This window comes from Thalassotalea litorea (assembly GCF_005843925.1).
Taxonomy (GTDB): Bacteria; Pseudomonadota; Gammaproteobacteria; order Enterobacterales; family Alteromonadaceae; genus Thalassotalea_A; species Thalassotalea_A litorea_A.
The window spans coordinates 212,558-230,162 of the sequence record NZ_VCBC01000006.1 but is presented as its reverse complement, the minus strand read 5'-3'; the positions used below and the strand labels follow the sequence as shown (position 1 = coordinate 230,162).

Annotated in this window: 15 protein-coding genes; 9 read left to right on the top strand and 6 right to left on the bottom strand. The window is 45.5% G+C overall.

Annotated features, from left to right (window positions below):
• Positions 1–8: 8 nt before the first annotated feature.
• Both gspD and gspC read right to left on the bottom strand, forming a co-directional pair.
• A complete protein-coding gene (gene gspD, locus FE810_RS07850; RefSeq protein ID WP_171022305.1) occupies positions 9–2,099 on the bottom strand; it encodes a type II secretion system secretin GspD in 2,091 nt (696 codons plus the stop codon).
• A gap of 82 nt (positions 2,100–2,181) precedes the next feature.
• On the bottom strand, positions 2,182–3,114 hold the full coding sequence (gene gspC / locus FE810_RS07845) for a type II secretion system protein GspC (protein WP_171022301.1): 933 nt from the start codon (positions 3,112–3,114) through the stop codon (positions 2,182–2,184).
• A gap of 370 nt (positions 3,115–3,484) precedes the next feature.
• Between gspC and hslR the strand changes: the two genes are divergently transcribed.
• The 4 genes from hslR to FE810_RS07825 all read left to right on the top strand — a co-directional run bounded on the left by hslR (position 3,485) and on the right by FE810_RS07825 (position 7,218).
• A complete protein-coding gene (gene hslR / locus FE810_RS07840) occupies positions 3,485–3,898 on the top strand; it encodes a ribosome-associated heat shock protein Hsp15 (RefSeq protein ID WP_138319475.1) in 414 nt (137 codons plus the stop codon).
• A 2-nt stretch (positions 3,899–3,900) separates the two neighbouring features.
• Complete coding sequence (gene hslO, locus FE810_RS07835; protein ID WP_138319474.1) at positions 3,901–4,767, top strand: Hsp33 family molecular chaperone HslO; 867 nt, start codon at positions 3,901–3,903, stop codon at positions 4,765–4,767.
• Between the two features lie 164 nt (positions 4,768–4,931).
• A complete protein-coding gene (gene pckA, locus FE810_RS07830; RefSeq protein WP_138319473.1) occupies positions 4,932–6,551 on the top strand; it encodes a phosphoenolpyruvate carboxykinase (ATP) in 1,620 nt (539 codons plus the stop codon).
• Positions 6,552–6,879: 328 nt separating this feature from the next.
• Positions 6,880–7,218: a hypothetical protein gene (locus tag FE810_RS07825; protein WP_138319472.1), complete on the top strand. Its 339-nt coding sequence runs from the start codon at positions 6,880–6,882 to the stop codon at positions 7,216–7,218.
• Positions 7,219–7,237: 19 nt separating this feature from the next.
• Here the strand turns inward: FE810_RS07825 and envZ are convergent, their stop codons facing one another.
• The 3 genes from envZ to greB all read right to left on the bottom strand — a co-directional run bounded on the left by envZ (position 7,238) and on the right by greB (position 9,930).
• Positions 7,238–8,533, bottom strand: a complete 1,296-nt coding sequence (gene envZ, locus FE810_RS07820; protein WP_138319471.1) for a two-component system sensor histidine kinase EnvZ — start codon at positions 8,531–8,533, stop codon at positions 7,238–7,240.
• A 9-nt stretch (positions 8,534–8,542) separates the two neighbouring features.
• Entirely contained in the window at positions 8,543–9,268 is a 726-nt protein-coding gene (gene ompR, locus FE810_RS07815; RefSeq protein WP_138319470.1) for an osmolarity response regulator transcription factor OmpR, read from the bottom strand.
• Positions 9,269–9,444: 176 nt separating this feature from the next.
• The gene (gene greB / locus FE810_RS07810; protein WP_138319469.1) at positions 9,445–9,930 is read right to left on the bottom strand and encodes a transcription elongation factor GreB; all 486 of its coding nucleotides are present in this window, start codon (positions 9,928–9,930) and stop codon (positions 9,445–9,447) included.
• A 241-nt stretch (positions 9,931–10,171) separates the two neighbouring features.
• Between greB and FE810_RS07805 the strand changes: the two genes are divergently transcribed.
• The 5 genes from FE810_RS07805 to FE810_RS07785 all read left to right on the top strand — a co-directional run bounded on the left by FE810_RS07805 (position 10,172) and on the right by FE810_RS07785 (position 17,022).
• Positions 10,172–12,499 carry a Tex family protein gene (locus tag FE810_RS07805; protein WP_138319468.1) on the top strand — a complete coding sequence of 776 codons (2,328 nt, stop codon included), beginning with the start codon at positions 10,172–10,174 and terminating at the stop codon, positions 12,497–12,499.
• A gap of 142 nt (positions 12,500–12,641) precedes the next feature.
• Positions 12,642–13,766: a glycerate kinase gene (locus FE810_RS07800; RefSeq protein WP_138319467.1), complete on the top strand. Its 1,125-nt coding sequence runs from the start codon at positions 12,642–12,644 to the stop codon at positions 13,764–13,766.
• A gap of 232 nt (positions 13,767–13,998) precedes the next feature.
• A complete protein-coding gene (locus FE810_RS07795; protein ID WP_138319466.1) occupies positions 13,999–14,574 on the top strand; it encodes an NADPH-dependent FMN reductase in 576 nt (191 codons plus the stop codon).
• Positions 14,575–14,678: 104 nt separating this feature from the next.
• Complete coding sequence (locus FE810_RS07790) at positions 14,679–15,083, top strand: BlaI/MecI/CopY family transcriptional regulator (protein ID WP_138319465.1); 405 nt, start codon at positions 14,679–14,681, stop codon at positions 15,081–15,083.
• 1 nt (position 15,084) lies between these two features.
• Entirely contained in the window at positions 15,085–17,022 is a 1,938-nt protein-coding gene (locus tag FE810_RS07785) for a M56 family metallopeptidase (RefSeq protein ID WP_171022300.1), read from the top strand.
• A 31-nt stretch (positions 17,023–17,053) separates the two neighbouring features.
• Here FE810_RS07785 and FE810_RS07780 read toward each other — a convergent pair whose 3' ends face one another.
• Complete coding sequence (locus tag FE810_RS07780) at positions 17,054–17,605, bottom strand: hypothetical protein (RefSeq protein ID WP_138319463.1); 552 nt, start codon at positions 17,603–17,605, stop codon at positions 17,054–17,056.

The following is a 17,605-nucleotide window of genomic DNA, read 5'->3' as shown; positions in this document are numbered from 1 at the left end:
TTAATCCTTTAAACCGGATCTCGGGGCTGCGACGGCTGTTTTTCATCACCCTTAGGAGGCTGTTCTTCGCCCTTTTCTCTTTGCAGATCTTCGAAAACTTCACGCTCTTCCATGTAATCTTCAAAGGTCGGTGGCAAGGCCAGACTCTCATTCCACTCTGGTAATAACGGTAGGGCTTCATCATCTAATAGATACAAGCCATCTTCTTGCTTACGAATTTCCTGAGCACGGATAAAGTTGTATTTCTCTCTGGAAATAACATCCATTGCGGTACCTTCGCGAACAATGGTCGGGCGCAGGAACACCATCAGGTTACGTTTGCGCACCGTATTGCCGGTCGAACTAAATAAATGGCCAATGATAGGAATATCACCAAGTAATGGTACTTTTTGCTGACTTTCCTGTACGTCTTCATCGATTAGACCACCGAGTACAATCGTTGCGCCATTATCCGCCATCACCGTCGTCTTGATTTCCCGTTTATTGATGGCGATATCGACTTCGGTCGCACCACTAACACTGGAAACCTCTTGCTCTATGGTCAGTTGCACACCACTGCCTTCGTTCACTTGAGGCGTTACTCTTAGCTTAATCCCGACTTCTTTACGATCAACGGTCTGAAATGGATTGGCGTTATTGGAACTGGACGTTGAACCGGTGATAATAGGCACTTCCTGACCGACGATGAAATACGCTTCTTCGTTATCCAAAGTGGTAATACTTGGAGTGGCCAATAAGTTAGAATTAACATCGCTTTGCACCGCTTGGATTACCGCGCCCCAATCATCTTCGAGAATGCCAAACATCATGCCATTTACGTTACCTAATAACTGCGCAAGCAGGGTAAAATCATCTTTTTCATCAGGGTTGGTTGTGGTAATTGGATTACCATTACCATCTATCGTGGTGACCGTATTCCCTTCTTCGCCCTCACCGGCAATGTACGCACCGGCAATTTGTGAGATTGGCACAACACCATTGGTAAACTGGGTAAAACCGCCTTCGGCACTGCCCCACTGAACACCTAATTGCGCGCCATCACTTTCAAAGACTTCAACAATAATCGCTTCAATATGAACCTGCGCCCGGCGAATATCCAATTGACGAATCACTGACTCTAATGAACGCAGCATATCCGGTTCGGCGGTGATCACAAGGGCATTGGTATCATTATGGGATTCGATAGTAACGTTGCGATTGCCACCTGAAGTGCGACGAGCAGCGCTGGTTCCACCGGCACTCTTAGTCTGACTTTCTCTTTGCATGGTGTCCGAAACACTCTGTAAAACGGTGACTAAATCTTCCGCCTTGGCATACTTCAAATAGTAAACGCGCGTGTTACCTGACGTTTCCAGTTCACTATCAAGACGGTTTATCAAGCGCGCAATACGATCGCGAGCCTGGCCTTCGCCAGAGATAATTACCGAGTTAGTACGGTCATCGGCAACGATTTTCGGAATAAGAAATGCTGGCGTATCGGCTTTACCCGAGGCCGGTTTATTGATGTTTTCAATAATGCGCACCATTTCGCTGGCAGACGCATATTTCAGTTTGACGATATGTACATCCTGATCGCCAGCGCGATCGACGCGGGTAATTATCTGCACCAGACGATTCACCACAGCAGCGGTGCCGGTAAGCATGATGACATTGGAAGGCTCGTAGTGAACCACATTGCCGCCGCCGGCCTGATCACTCAGTTGTCGTAGCAAGGGTGATAGTTCACGCACCGACACATTTTTAACGGAAACTACGCGGGTAACCATTTCATCACCCTGGCCCGGGTCCTCATCGCCAACCACAGGAATTGCTGCACTTTTCGCATCTTTATTCGGGATAACCTTCAACACATTGTTATCCATTTCGACGACCGAAAAACCATAGACTTCTAACACGTTCAAAAAGAATTGATAGTATTGTTTTTCGGTGAGCAAATCGTAACTGCGAACATTGATTTTACCGCGAACTTTCGGGTCGACAATGATGGTTTTTTTGAGGTTTTTACCAACGATATTGACGAATTCAGTGATTTCAGTCCCTTTAAAATTCGGGGAATACTGAGCGGCAAAACTTGATGCCGTCCACATACTGCTGGACATAATCAGGGTACTGACACTAAACAGTGCGGCACGCTTAAGTTGTTTTGCGCTAGCAAAGAGGCGCATGGGTGTTCTCCATTTATTAATTTTCTAAATCGAGGGAAATATCATGAATTTCCCCGCCTCGTTTGACCACGAGTGACAATTGCGTTGACTGACGTAGTTCTTTCAGAGCCTGTTGGGCCTGACGCATGTCAGTTAAGTCATTGCCATTGATCTGTAATGCGATATCTCCGGGCTTTAACCCGACGTCGCTAAAAAATTCTTTGTCTTTACCTGGGGATAGACGGTACCCCTGGATTTTTCCCCGTTCACGATGGGGTGTAACCTTGATGTAATCGGTAAACTTTGCCGGGTTATCTTTAAGATCCGCTTTTAACTGCGCCACTCGCTCTTTAATTTTCGCCTGATTCACCTGAGTTTGCGTATTGGTCAGGGTGCGACGCGAGGTATTGCGATTAGGAACTGGAGGTTGTTTATTCTGACCGTCCGCAGTCGGTATTTTCTGGCTATACTCGAATCCATCAAGCATCAGGGTTTCAAGGCGGCCCGCCGTCTCAATAATGACCCGGTCAATTTTAACGCGTTTTAATATTGCTCGGGTACCTTCAATCTTGTCTTCAACGCCATAGGTTTCCTGCTTACCCTGAGATTCAATAATTGCCGCAGCAACCGAAGGATCGTCAGAGGCAACCAAACCGGTTAAGGTAAGATTCAGGCGAGTTTGAGGCGCGGATTCTTCTTCCTGCTCGGTGACTTGAGCATTTTGTTGCTTTTCGGTTTTGACCCCAAACAGGTTGAGCTTTTTAAATTCCGCTGTATCAAATGATTGAGAAGCATTCTGGTTGTTTTCGGAGTTTGCACTCTTAATTGCGACAACCTGAGGATCGGGAAAAAACAGCCAAGTGCCTTTCGCCAGCATATAGGCAATGTAGGTAATCAGGAGAATCCCCAGAGTGCGACTAATTCCCTTTTGCGGGAGCTTTCGCCAAATCTGGACAAGCCTGTCTGTCATTTGAGCCAAATCCATAAATATTTGTTTAATTTATTATAATAGTCTAGAGCCTGTTTATTCGTGTTGTTATTTTAGCCAGCGATAGCACTTTTCCTGAAGAGCAAAGATAAAGGTTGGAAGTGTGCAAGAATGAAAAAATTCTAGCCACGCAACGCTGGTTTATTGAATAGATTCCCCGAAACTTTAGAGAATAAATAGCAACAGACTCGGTAATTAGATTGCCCGATAATACTTGACCGACAATCAGTCAACAAGGCATTGCGAGTTTTTTTTCGGATTATTTACGTTAGCGGTTAAATAATCAGCAGTTACAACTGGTCTCGCGGACATCTCTATGGTAGATTCGCGGCCCATAAAATGTGGAGAAGTTATGGCCAAAAATTCTGATAAATTAGGCGCTTGTGAAGTGCAATATCGTCTTGATAAATGGCTCTGGGCGGCGCGTTTTTATAAAACCCGCGCGATCGCCAAGCAAATGATAGAAGGCGGCAAAATATTCTATAATGGACAACGAACGAAATCGGCAAAGATAGTCGCGATAGGCGACAAGATTCTGGTACGTCAGGGATTTGACGAAAAAGAAGTCATTATTCAAGCCCTTGCGGATCGCCGTAGAGATGCCACATTCGCACAGACCTTGTATCAAGAAACGCCAGAAAGCATTAAACGTCGAGAAACCACAGCCGAAGCCCGTAAACAAGGGTTTTTATTATCTCCGGGTACAGAAACTAAACCCGACAAGAAACAACGTCGCCAAATACGACAATTTAAAGAAAGGATCTAATCGTGAGCGAAAACTTTGATGTCTTAAATCGTTATCTGTTTGATGAATTACATGTTCGCGGAGAAATCGTCCAGTTAAAGCAGTGCTTTGACGATATTATCGGCGTTCATGACTACCCACAAGCCGTCACTCAGTTATTGGGGGAGTTGTTAGCGGCAACTTGCTTGCTAACCGCCACCCTAAAGTTTGAAGGGGAAATTTCAGTGCAATTGCAAGGCGATGGGCCACTCGCGTTTGCGGTTATTAATGGAGACCACCAACAACAGATGCGCGGCGTAGCCCAGGTTAATGGTGCAATTTCCGGTAGCAACTTAACGGATATGCTGGGTAAAGCCAATATGGTTATCACCATTACACCGAAACACGGGGAACGCTATCAAGGCATTGTCGCGTTAGAAGGCGACACATTGAGCCAATGCCTGGAGCATTATTTTGAAACCTCAGAACAATTAACCACCAAAATTTGGTTAAGTGTTGATGCCGAGAGGCGTCAGGCTAGCGGTATGTTGCTGCAGGTATTGCCCGATTCGGACGACAAACAGCAGCAACTCACAGACTTTGAGCATGTAAGCCAATTGACCGCCACGGTGAAAGATGAAGAATTGTTTTTGCTCGAGGCAGAGCAGCTATTGTACCGCCTTTATCATCAAGAAAAGGTTCGTTTATTTGAACCTCAAGCCGTTAGCTTTAAATGCGGCTGCTCTGAAGATAAATGCCTGGCGGCAATTATGAATCTTTCCAAACAGGAAATCGAAGATCATATTGAAGAATACATGACCATCGACATGACCTGCGATTATTGTCAGAAAACCTACCATTTTGACAGGCAAAAATTACAAATCATTCTCAACCCACAAACCCAGCATTAACAACTGTTAACGCTCACTTTTGCACCATTCTGAAAGTTTGGATGAAAACTTTCAGAATGGACTTCCACTGGTGCTTATTTTTCGTTACTATTTGCCCGTATTCACAGGGCTTTATGCCTTATTTGACATAGCAACAATAATTCGCACTCAGGAGCAACGCTAAAATGACCGCCGCCACGTCACTTGATCTAAGCCAATACGGCATTGAAAATACTGCGGAAATTATCCATAACCCTTCATACGAAACGTTATTCGTAGAAGAAACACGGCCCGAATTAACAGGCTTTGAGCAAGGCAAGGTAACCCAATCCGGCGCAGTCGCGGTCGACACAGGCATCTTTACCGGTCGTTCTCCCAAAGATAAATATATCGTCCGTGATGAATTGACCCGAGATACCGTATGGTGGTCTGATCAAGGTAAAAATGACAACAAACCAATGTCTCAGGAAACCTGGAAGTCACTTAAAGGTCTGGTTACCAAACAACTTTCCAACAAGCGTCTATTTATCGTGGATACCTTTTGTGGCGCTAATCCTGATACCCGATTAAAAGTTCGCTTTATTACCGAAGTTGCATGGCAAGCACATTTTGTAAAAAACATGTTTATCCGCCCAAGCGATGCAGAACTGCTCGATTATGAGCCTGACTTTGTGGTGATGAATGGCGCTAAAACCAGCAATCAAGAGTGGCAACAGCAAGGGCTAAATTCCGAGAACTTTGTCGCATTTAACCTAACTGAACGAATTCAATTGATTGGCGGTACCTGGTACGGCGGAGAAATGAAAAAGGGTATGTTCTCAATGATGAACTACCTACTTCCTCTCAAAGGCATTGCGTCGATGCATTGTAGTGCCAACATCTGTGAAAAAGGCGATGTGGCAATTTTCTTTGGTTTATCCGGCACCGGTAAAACTACCCTGTCAACCGATCCAAAACGTCAGTTAATTGGTGATGATGAACATGGTTGGGATGATAATGGCGTATTCAATTTCGAAGGCGGTTGTTATGCCAAAACGATCAACCTGAGTGCGGAAAATGAACCTGACATCTACCAGGCTATCCGACGCGACGCATTACTGGAAAATGTTGCTGTTGATGCGCAGGGCAATATCGATTACAACGATGGTTCTAAAACGGAGAATACACGCGTGTCTTATCCGATTTATCACATTGATAATATCGTCAAACCAGTATCCAAGGGTGGGCATGCGACCAAGGTGATTTTTCTCACTGCAGATGCCTTTGGTGTCTTGCCACCGGTTGCAAAACTGGATGAAAAGCAAACCGAGTACTACTTCCTGTCGGGGTTTACCGCTAAATTAGCCGGCACTGAACGCGGCATTACCGAACCTACACCTACATTTTCAAGCTGTTTTGGTGCGGCATTTTTAAGCTTACATCCAACGCAATACGCTGCGGTATTGCGAAAGCGCATGCAAGCCTCGGGAGCACAAGCATACCTGGTTAATACTGGCTGGAACGGTTCAGGCAAACGAATTTCTATCAAAGATACTCGCGCCATCATTGACTCGATTCTTGACGGTTCGATTGATGATGCGCCTCAAAAGACACTACCGATATTTAATTTAGATGTGCCGACAACGTTAGCAGGGGTTAATGATAATATTCTCGATCCTCGAGATACCTATACCAATGCCAACATCTGGAATGAAAAGGCGGAAGATCTGGCAGAGTTGTTTATTGAGAATTTCGATAAATTTACCGACACCGATCACGGCGCACAACTAATCGTTGGTGGACCACAACTCAACGTAAACGCCTAGACCACTACCTAATCCCAAGACAGGAATTGGAATTTAGTCCAATTCCTGTTTTTTTTGCACACAAAATAAGCCCCAGTGCTTATGTTTATTTAACCAATATAATACCAGCCAACCTCAAAAGATTAAGTAAATACCCAACACTTTTTACTTAATTGCGAACGCAATATTATGATTGCTTGCTAAAACTTTACTCACTTCAATAATCGACATTTGCGCGAAACAAATGTGGCGTTTTCCGATTTTCCCATCTAACTTTAAACATCCGCACCGTGTTTTTTGTTATGACGGCCTTTACGGAAACAAAAATAACTTAAAAATTGCGAATCTAATGATAATACTTGACCAGGAAGTCCCGTTAAAAGAGAACCTGTTGTACGCCATCGACAACCACAAATTCTTGTGGGGTTTGCTGATTATTTCTGCGGTTTTCGATTACTTTACCACCTACCTTTTTATGACCCGAGGCGGTGTAGATCTGGAAGCGAACTTAATCATTCGTTATCTGGCTCATTCCATGGGGATCATCGTGGGTGTCGGATTAGGAAAAATTCTGCAACTGGGCGCGGCGATGGCCTTTTGTGCGCTAAATAAAGAAATGTCCAAAGGTGTACTTTTAATTATTCTGGCACTGAATTGTTTTGCGATAACGGTCAATACCATCTATTGAGTGATTGCTTAACTCAGTATTATTTCAGCGGCAATTCAACCGTCGCTCGCAATCCCCCTTGACGACGATTGTTTAAATGTACATGACCACCATGGCCGTCAACAATGCGCTTTATGATAGCCAGCCCTAAGCCACTACCTTTGGTGCCCCGTGCGGTATCACCTTGAGTAAACGGTTCAAATAAGCGCTCAATATCTTCATCGCGTATACCCGGCCCTTTATCCGCCACATGGATGCAAGCCATATTTCGTCTTTTATCCAGTTGGGTTGTAATTTCAATATCGTCATCACTATATTTCAGTGCGTTTTGAATTAAATTGGCCAGTACCCGCTTCATTGCCACATAAACCATAGGAATATCAACCGACTCGCCGTATTCAACATGAAACTGTCGATCATCCACAGCTTCTTGCTCCAATACATCTTCAACCAACTGATTAACATTCACTTGCTGGGTGTTTTCCTGCATATCCTGGCGAATGTAGTCAATGAACTGATCGATAATTGCATTCATATCATCGATGTCTTTTTCAATGCCATCTTTGAGGTAATCTTCATTTTCCGACATCATTTCACTCGCCAAACGAATCCGCGTCAATGGGGTGCGAAGATCATGAGAAATACCAGCCATCAATAAACTTCGATCAGATTCGAGCTGTTTAATGCCTTTGGACATATGATTAAATGCTCGGGTTACCGCCATAACCTCGGTAGAGCCTTGCTCTTTCAAAGGCTCAGGAAACTGACCACGACCAACATCTTCTGCGGCATTTTGCAGTGCTTTTAGCGGTCGGTTTAGCTGTCTGACAAACAACCAGCCGCCGGCAACACTCAATATACCGATAAGCACAAGAAATGAGATAAGAGGAGAAAAGCTGCCCTGCTCCTCCACCCCTTCCAGAGGGATTTTCACCCACAAATTCGGTGCCTGCGGTGGCCTGATCCAGAATAGATATTCTTCGCCCTGAGAAACACGGACTTCCGCTTCGCCATCGAGCAACTCACTCATTTGTTGAGACAGGTAAGGGTAGTAAATGGCCTGAGACAGACCTGACATTTGCGCATCACGCTGGCGATACACGCCGATCCCCGTTTCCTGGTGGAATGCCTCTGCTAATGCGGGGCTGAATTTGGCATCACCACCGTCAATAAATACAACTTTAACCTGCTTTGCCAATAATTGATTAATTTGCTGCAGATTGGGGTTAATGACATAGACTGCCACCGAGACATAGGATACAACCTGATTGATCAGTAATAAAAATCCAATCAATAAAACTGTCTGACCAAACGCACTACGGGGCAGAATTCTCATTGCAATCGCTTAGCCTGCCGAGGAGCCGTCAGGCACAAAGACATAACCCAATCCCCAGACAGTCTGTATGTAACGCGGATTAGCAGGATCTTGTTCTAGCATGCGGCGCAGGCGTGACACCTGAACATCAATACTGCGCTCCAAGGCGGAGTAATCTCGACCGCGGGCTAAGTTCATCAGCTTATCCCGGGATAAAGGCTCGCGCGGATGGGTTATCAAGGCTTTTAATACGGCAAACTCACCGCTCGTCAAAGGCATACTGATATCGCCTTTGCGCATTTCTCTGGTCCCCAAATTCAGTGCAAATTCACCAAATTCGATAACATCTTCGGCCATCGAAGGAGCACCTGGTGCCTCCTGAGTTTTACGGCGCAATACCGCTTTTACCCGGGCCAGTAACTCGCGCGGATTAAACGGCTTAGGCATATAATCATCCGCACCAAGCTCTAATCCGATAATGCGATCCACTTCATCACCTTTTGCGGTCAGCATGATAATCGGTATTTGGTTTTCATTCTGACGCAAGCGGCGACAAATCGACAGGCCATCCTCACCAGGTAACATTAAGTCCAATACCAATAGATGAAAGTTTTCACGTTCTAGCAGTCGGTCCATTTGCTCAGCATTGGCGGCGCTACGCACCACAAACCCTTGTTCAACCAAATAGCGCTCCAGCAAAGCACGAAGGCGCATATCATCATCTACGACTATTATTTTCGGGGTTTCCTGTCCCATGGCATGTCTCGCTTTTAAATTGTTGAATTGTGACCGACAAAATCTACTTAAAGCACTATAAGCTATACACCTGTGAAGTCAAAAGCCCCATTTGCAAATAACGTTCTGCTTTTGTTACAAATTATGTTCAAGCCATAAAAGTTTCGCGGTATAGAATCGGTATTGATACCCTGGTTCTAGAATGTACTGTAGTCATAATCAATACTCGTCACCTCCAGATAACGCTCTCCCTGAGGCGTGTTAACGACGACTTCATCACCGACCTGCTTTCCCAGTAACCCTCTGGCAATCGGTGAATCAATACTGATTTTTCCCTGACTCACATCAAATTCATCAGGCCCGACTAATTGGTAATTGATCGTCCCGTCATCTTCATCAAGCAAACCAACCTTAGCACCGAAGTAAATCTTACCATCCTGCTGGCGCTCAGGATAAACGATGGTAAGGTCTTCCAGACGCTTCATTAAAAAACGCACACGGCGATCGATTTCCCGAAGCCGCTTTTTACCATAGATATATTCGGCGTTTTCACTTCTATCCCCCTGTGCCGCCGCTTCCGATACGGCCTGAGTCACTTTCGGGCGTTCCTGTTTCCACAGGAACTTCAATTCATCATCCAGTACTTGCCAGCCCTGCCGTGTGATATAGTTTGATCGTTTCATGTTGTGTCTTTAAGTTGATTGATGATTGAAATTCGTGCCGTGATGCAATCGTCGTTTCATGTTACGGGTATAATTCGCGTCGAGTAACACCATCGCAGTAAAGGCTCGCTTAGTATATATTGACAGTTATATCCGCGAAATTATCGAAAATACTGGATTAAATAATCCAACCCTAGTATACAACTGTCAATTCAATTTTCGCAGAATTGCGAAGCATTAAACTGCATCAGGATTTGGTTTTATGATTAACATTTCCCAGCAAATCGCTCAGGAACTCACCGTTAACCCCGCACAGGTTCAGGCCGCCATCAACCTTCTTGACGACGGCGCTACTGTACCTTTTATTGCGCGCTACCGTAAAGAAGCAACCCAGGGATTGGATGACAATCACCTTCGCCACCTCGAGCAACGCCTTACCTATTTGCGAGAACTTCAGGAGCGCCGTGATCTGATTCTCAAAAATATAAAAGAGCAAGGCAAACTCACCGCCCAATTGCAATCGGCAATAGAACAAGCGGATAATAAAACCAGCCTCGAAGATTTGTATTTACCTTATCGCCCCAAACGTCGCACCAAAGGGCAAATTGCAATCGAAGCTGGGTTAGAACCATTGGCGGACGCCCTTTTCAATGACTGGAACCTCGATCCAGACGCTGAGGCCGAGAAATACATCACCAGTGACGCAAACTTCCCGACGACCAAAGAAGTGCTGGATGGCTCAGTGTATATCCTTATGGAGCGATTCAGTGAAGATGCTCCGCTGATCCAAAAACTTCGTCGGCATTTGCTCAAGCAAGCTCATATCAGCGCGAAAGTCGTGGGTGAAAATGTCCAGGGTGCTCACAAATATAAAGATTATTTTCAGTTTAGTGAAAAATTAAGCAGCATACCGTCACACCGCGCGTTAGCGATGTTGCGGGGCCGCAATGAAGGCATCCTGCAACTTAGTCTAAATGTGGATCCCCACGCAGAATCAAGCGAACTCAGTGAATCAAGTGCCGAACAAATCATCCGCGATCATTACCAGTTGCATGTAAACCAGCAGCTTGGAGCCGCTTGGATCAATCGAGTTGTTCGCCTGACCTGGAAAGTTAAACTTGGTTTGTCTCTGGAAACTGAGCTTATCTCTAGCATGCGCGAAGCTGCCGAATTGGAAGCCATTGATGTGTTTGCTAAGAACCTAAAAGCTTTACTGATGGCAGCACCAGGTGGTCCGAAAGTGACGATGGGCATCGACCCTGGCATTCGTACCGGTTGCAAAATTGCAACGGTTGATGCCACCGGTAAGTTATTGCATACCACAACGATTTTCCCACATGAGCCGCAAAAGCACTGGCAAAAATCGATTCGAACCTTATCTCATTTGATCAATGAACATAAAGTCGAGTTGGTTGCCATTGGCAATGGTACCGCATCCCGGGAAACTGATACCTTAGTCGCAGAAGCACTGGCAGAACTGAGCGGTACCAAACCGGCAAAATTAATCGTTTCCGAAGCAGGCGCCAGTGTTTACTCCGCATCGGAAACCGCGGCCAATGAATTTCCTGATCTCGATGTTTCGCTGCGCGGCGCCGTCTCCATCGCCAGACGTTTGCAAGATCCATTGGCAGAATTAGTGAAAATAGAACCCAAAGCCATCGGTGTTGGACAATATCAACACGATGTCAGTCAAAGCCAATTGAGCAAGAGCCTCGATGCGGTCGTTGAAGACTGTGTAAATGCAGTTGGTGTCGATGCAAATTCCGCCTCAATGCCGTTACTAAGTCGCGTCGCGGGACTCTCTCGCACCATGGCACAGAATATTGTCGCCTATCGTGATCAACATGGCGCTTTTCAAAATCGCCAGCAACTGTTGAAGGTTGCGCGTCTTGGACCAAAAGCATTCGAACAGGCCGCGGGGTTTATCCGCATTAATCATGGCGACAATCCACTCGACGCCTCAGGTGTGCACCCGGAGAGTTATGCTCTGGTTAATTTGATGGCACAGGAATCGGGCATGGCCGTCGAAAAACTGATTGGTGAGCAGCAAAGCATAAAACAGTTAACCGCAGAAAATTTTGTTAACGAAACGTTTGGCTTGCCGACCATTAAAGACATATTGAGCGAACTGGAAAAACCGGGCCGGGATCCCCGCGGTGAATTTAAAACCGCGAAGTTTAAAGAAGGTGTAAACAAGCTTACCGATCTGGCCGAGAATTTAATTCTCGAAGGGGTAGTGAGTAACGTCACCAAGTTTGGCGCTTTTGTTGATATCGGCGTCCATCAGGATGGTTTAGTGCACATTTCTTCATTAACCGATAAATTTGTCAGTGACCCCCATGAAGTCGTCAAAGCTGGCGACATCGTTAAGGTCAAGGTTTTAGACGTTGATGTGAAAAGAAAGCGAATATCGCTAACCATGCGCCTTGATGAGAATGCCAGTTCCGCAAAACCTGAGCAAAAACGCCCCCAAAAAGCGGCATCAAAGCCGGCGCAACGTAAGCCTCGGGATAAAGGTCGTGAGCAGCAACCTGCGAATAGTATGATGGGGAATGCCTTTGCAGAAGCGTTCGCGAAAGCCAAAAAATAACGCTTCACGTTAAACATTTAAGATCCTAAATTAACCTCTTTGTCATTGAAAAACAAAGAGGTTAATTTTTTTCCATTGTCCACGACGCCGGTTTATCTTAAGCTCAATCTATCCGATAAATCTTTGCGAGTTCTGATCCTAAATGAAAATTCTCATTGCGCCCGATTCTTTTAAAGAAAGCGTTTCCGCTGCAGACGCTGCCAACGCAATACAGCAAGGGTTAGCGCATTCGCAACTCAATGGCCAGTATCGTTGCTTACCCCTGGCCGACGGCGGTGAAGGGACGGTTGATGCTTTGACCAATGCCCTCAATGGTGAAATAAAGACGACTCAGGTTCGAGATCCTTTAGGCCGATTAGTGACTAGCCACTGGGGAAAGGTCAATGACACGGCGGTGATTGAAATGGCTTCTGCATCGGGTCTGGAGCTGTTATCAGAGCAGGAACGAAATCCATTAATCACAGATAGTTTCGGCACTGGTCAATTAATACTTGATGCTCTGGACCATGGTGTTTCCAAAATAATCCTGGGTCTTGGTGGCAGCGCTACCAATGATGGCGGTGCCGGATTAATGCGAGCGCTCGGTGCTAAATTATACGACCAGTATGGTAATGACATCGCACCCGGAGGAGGCTCTCTGGCGCAACTGAAAAGCATCGATTTACAGAGTGTTGATCGGCGCTTAGCAAATGTCCGGTTTTCTCTGGCCTGCGATGTATCAAACCCGTTATGCGGCAGCAACGGCGCCAGCGCTATTTTCGGACCACAAAAAGGGGCGGATAAGGCAATGGTAGAGCTGCTCGATCAAAATTTAAAGCACTTTGCGAGCGTGCTGCAACCTTATTGCGACATTGATCTGTTGACCGTGGCTGGCATGGGTGCCGCCGGTGGTTTGTCTTTAGGCCTTGAGTTGATAACCAAGGTCGAACGAGGCTCTGGATTTGATCTCATTAGCAATGCTGTAGAACTAGAAAAGCATATTCAATGGGCCGATCTAGTGATCACAGGTGAAGGCAAAACCGATAATCAGTCACTCGCCGGTAAGGCCTGCTTTGGGGTAGCGAATTTGGCAAAATCGTTAAATACCCCCGTCCTGCTAATTAGTGGCAGTCTCGGTAAAGACTATCAGCAATTGTATCAACACGGTGTCGTTGCCGCTTTCAGCGCCACTTTAGGGCCGACGACGTTACAAAATGCGATCAAAAACGCCCGGCAAAACCTACAGCAAACGGCTTTGGCCATAGGAAACTTACTGACGTTGCGATGATTGATCACCGTTATATTGTTGCCCTTGAGTGTGTTCTTAAATTCGAACAGGGTTCAACATTTAATGCCGATTCTCTTATCAATACCCTACTGGCCACCGCCGAATTACAACCACCAACCGCGTTGGGAAAAAACCTCACCGATTCAAATTGCTTGCCGGCAATACTGGCAAATTGTTTTTTTTGCCTCTATGGTATAAAAAAGAACAACTTACAAATGACATATCGCTAATTATGGCCAAGATTCTAGCTTTCTCCGGCAGTGCCCGGCGCGACTCGTATAATCAACAATTAGTAAAGCTTGCCGCTCGTGGCGCTCAGGATGCGGGAATGACGGTCACCGTTATCAATCTTGCAGATTTTCCAATGCCAATATTTTGTCAGGATATTGAGCAGGACTCTGGTATGCCCGAACATGCCGCAGCGTTTAAAAACCTGCTACTCGATCATCAGGGCTTGTTAATTGCGTCTCCAGAATATAATAGTGCTTATAGCCCATTATTGTTGAATGCACTCGACTGGGCATCGCGGGCAACGAGCAAAGATGAAGTACCATTGAGCGCCTATAAAGACAAAGTTTCCTGCATAATGGCGGCATCTCCTGGTGCACTCGGTGGCATCCGCGGACTGTCCAGTTTGCGGTTACTATTAAGTAATATGGGGGTCACCGTGTTACCTCAGCAAGTTACGATTAGTCGCGCTTATTCAAGCTTTGCTCAAGGCCGACTGATAGAAGAAGACAAATCGACTCAAGTTATGCGATTAGGAAGACAATTGGCGACGATATTACATCGCCACTACGAAGATTGACCTAGTTTCAATTATCACAGAAGACCGGGCAGTACAAAATGGTTGCGACAGTAGCAAACTCACGCTAGTCTAAGAGGTAAGATAAAAACAAAAAAGAGGTTAGTATGGCAAGCCCCATCAGAAAACCAACGGAAGCGGAATTATCCTTATTAACCATCTTATGGGAAATTGGCCCCGCAACGGTACGCCAGGTGCACCAAGCCCATAATGACACCCTGCCTGAAGATCAACACATTGGTTACACTACCGTGCTGAAAATTTTGCAGATCATGCATGAAAAGAGCTTGGTTTTACGTGATGAACGTCAGCGCGCCCACATCTATGTACCTTCAGAAAGTGCCGTACAAACCCAAAGTTCTTTGGTAAAAGATCTCGTACAAAAAGCGTTTAATGGCTCACTTTCGCAACTGGTGATGCGAGCGATTGGTAACTCTACCAATGCTAATGAAATTAGCGATATTCGCTCCATGTTAGATGAATTGGAGCAGACACAGGAAACGGTGCGATAGTTTGTCCGACACCGGGTTAAATATCTTACAGCAGTTATCATATACGCTGGGGCATTTTCTCTGGCAGGGTATTGCCATTGCCTTAGCGCTCCGCATTTGCTTAATTTTTATTGATAAAAAACAAGCAAATCTTAGATATTTGTGCGCAGTTACCGCCCTTCTTGCTTGTTTTGTTGCACCAATTTATACCTTTTCACAATTACTAAACGCCAACCTTACCGCAACATCGATGCAAACTCTGCCCTGGATTCAGGATTTGTTGCATTCTACACAAAATATGGTGCTTAGCCAGAACGTAAGCTCATCGCTGCAAATCAGTCATATGCTGGCAATCGCCTGGTTATTAATTGTTAGTGCATTAACGGTGAAATTTGTCCTTGAGTTTTGTTGGACACAAAGTGTTCGTCGTCAACAAATTATTGCACCAACCAATCAATTACAAAGCCAGTTCACAACCCTGATTCAACAATTGCAGCTGGATCGAAAAGTGCAATTATTGCTTTCATTTCGCATCAGTTCGCCAATGACACTCGGTTTTTTAAAGCCGGTGATTTTGTTGCCGGCGCAATTAGTGACAGGCTTAAGCAAAGAACAATTAGAGCTAGTCTTGCTGCATGAACTCATTCATATCAAACGTTATGACTATGCGGTCAATATATGTCAGGCAATCATCGAATTACTCTTGTTCTTTCATCCTGTTGTGCACTGGATCGGCCGGCAGATCCGTCTTGAACGTGAATGTGTTTGTGATCAACAGGTTTTAGCACTTCGACACGATACTATTGGCTACGCGCGCTTAATGACCGACTTGGCGGATTACCATCAAGCCAGTTCCGATTTAGCGATTGCCGCTAACGGTGGCGAATTAACCCTACGCGTGCAACGTATGCTTGAAGATAAAAACCGATCGTCAATGCTCAGTTCCGTTATCCCCGTCACGATCATTGTCATCCTGTTTGCGGCTATGTCCGGGCTTTCCACGCATTCCTTGTGGCAGTCAATTATTGGCACATCACCAATTGCAGCACAACAACAGACCGGCAACAATGAGCTTGAACCGATAGCTCAGGCCACTATTGCTCATTGGTTATTGAACCCTGAACAGCTAACGCCAGAAACAGATATTAACCTTTCTCAAAATGTTCCCCTTGCTGAACCAGCATCGCCACTCCAATTACCGGAAAATCCGGTAGACGTTATTGTCGAGCAGCTAACGCTTACCAACAAGTCTAAGGTTGATGAACAGCAATCGAGGCAAAACCTGGCGGCAATTAACGTTGCAGAAGCGGCGAGCATTTTCCCTGACTTAACAGAACGTCAGCAGGTAAACGAAAAGATAGAAGGTGTTAAGGATTCGTTCTCCAAGAATACGGCTTCAATCGCCTCAGTTAGCACCACGAATACACTTGATACCCTAACCAGCACTGACGCCAAAAAACCACTAACGCCAGTGGCGCTGCAGTCTGCTAACCGAGAAGTGACGCCAAAAATTGGTCGAGAAACCAATCAAATAACCAGTCATATGACGGTGTTTGCCAACAAGACTCAAAAGCAGATCGTGCTACCCGTCATTGAACTTCAGGATGACTTGTCAGGTCAGTCGCAACTGCTTAAGAGTAATCAGTTAATTGCAAAGACATACCCGAATTTACAAGAACAAGCCGACATAATTGATGCTCAGGTCGTAAAAAGTTATGCGCCCAAATACCCGAAACTCGCCGCGCGCAGAAAACTGAGTAAAGCCGTTCAGGTGTCATTTGTTATCGATGTTGCCGGTCGAGTTAAAGAGCTAGATTTTGAAGACGATCGCCAGGTACGTTATTTTAAAGGTTCTATTTCTGAGGCAATGAAGAAATGGCGCTTCAAACCAGCAACCATTAATGGTAAGCCGATTGAAAGTTCAATGACAAAAATCTTTGATTTCAACCTTGATGGCTAAGCCAATACATTTGCTTTGCTAAGCCCCGGATTTATGAATCGTCCTGAATCTCTTTAAGTAGCGCCTGATAGTTTCTCAGTTTATTGTTCTGCCTTTTCTTATACCATTGGCCGATAACTATCGCCGCCAGACAGTAAATGCTGTAGCCAATAATAACTGGCCAGTAATCTACTACTGGGGTTGGATACCACCACTTTAACAGCACCAACATCACTGGCATAAGCGCCATAAATCCATAGGTAACATTTACCACCTGAATCGCGCCTTTACTGCGATGAATCAACAACCGTAATAAATTGGCGCTATCCAACTCGCCGCTGCCCCAGGTCGAAGTGCGCAGCCAAAGCATATAAGCGGTGGCAATACTCGCCGCCATGATAATTAATATCCCGGTAGCCAGACTATCTGGGCGTGATTGTTGATCGATGATAAGACAGGCCCAGATCACCAACGCAAACCAAATTAATAAATCCAGCATCATCAGATAAAACATCCGGCGCTGTTGCTTTTTTGCCTGACTTAACAGTTTGCTGGCATCAAACGATGAATGTTGCGATTGCCAGAGATTTTTTAAAGAATCCAT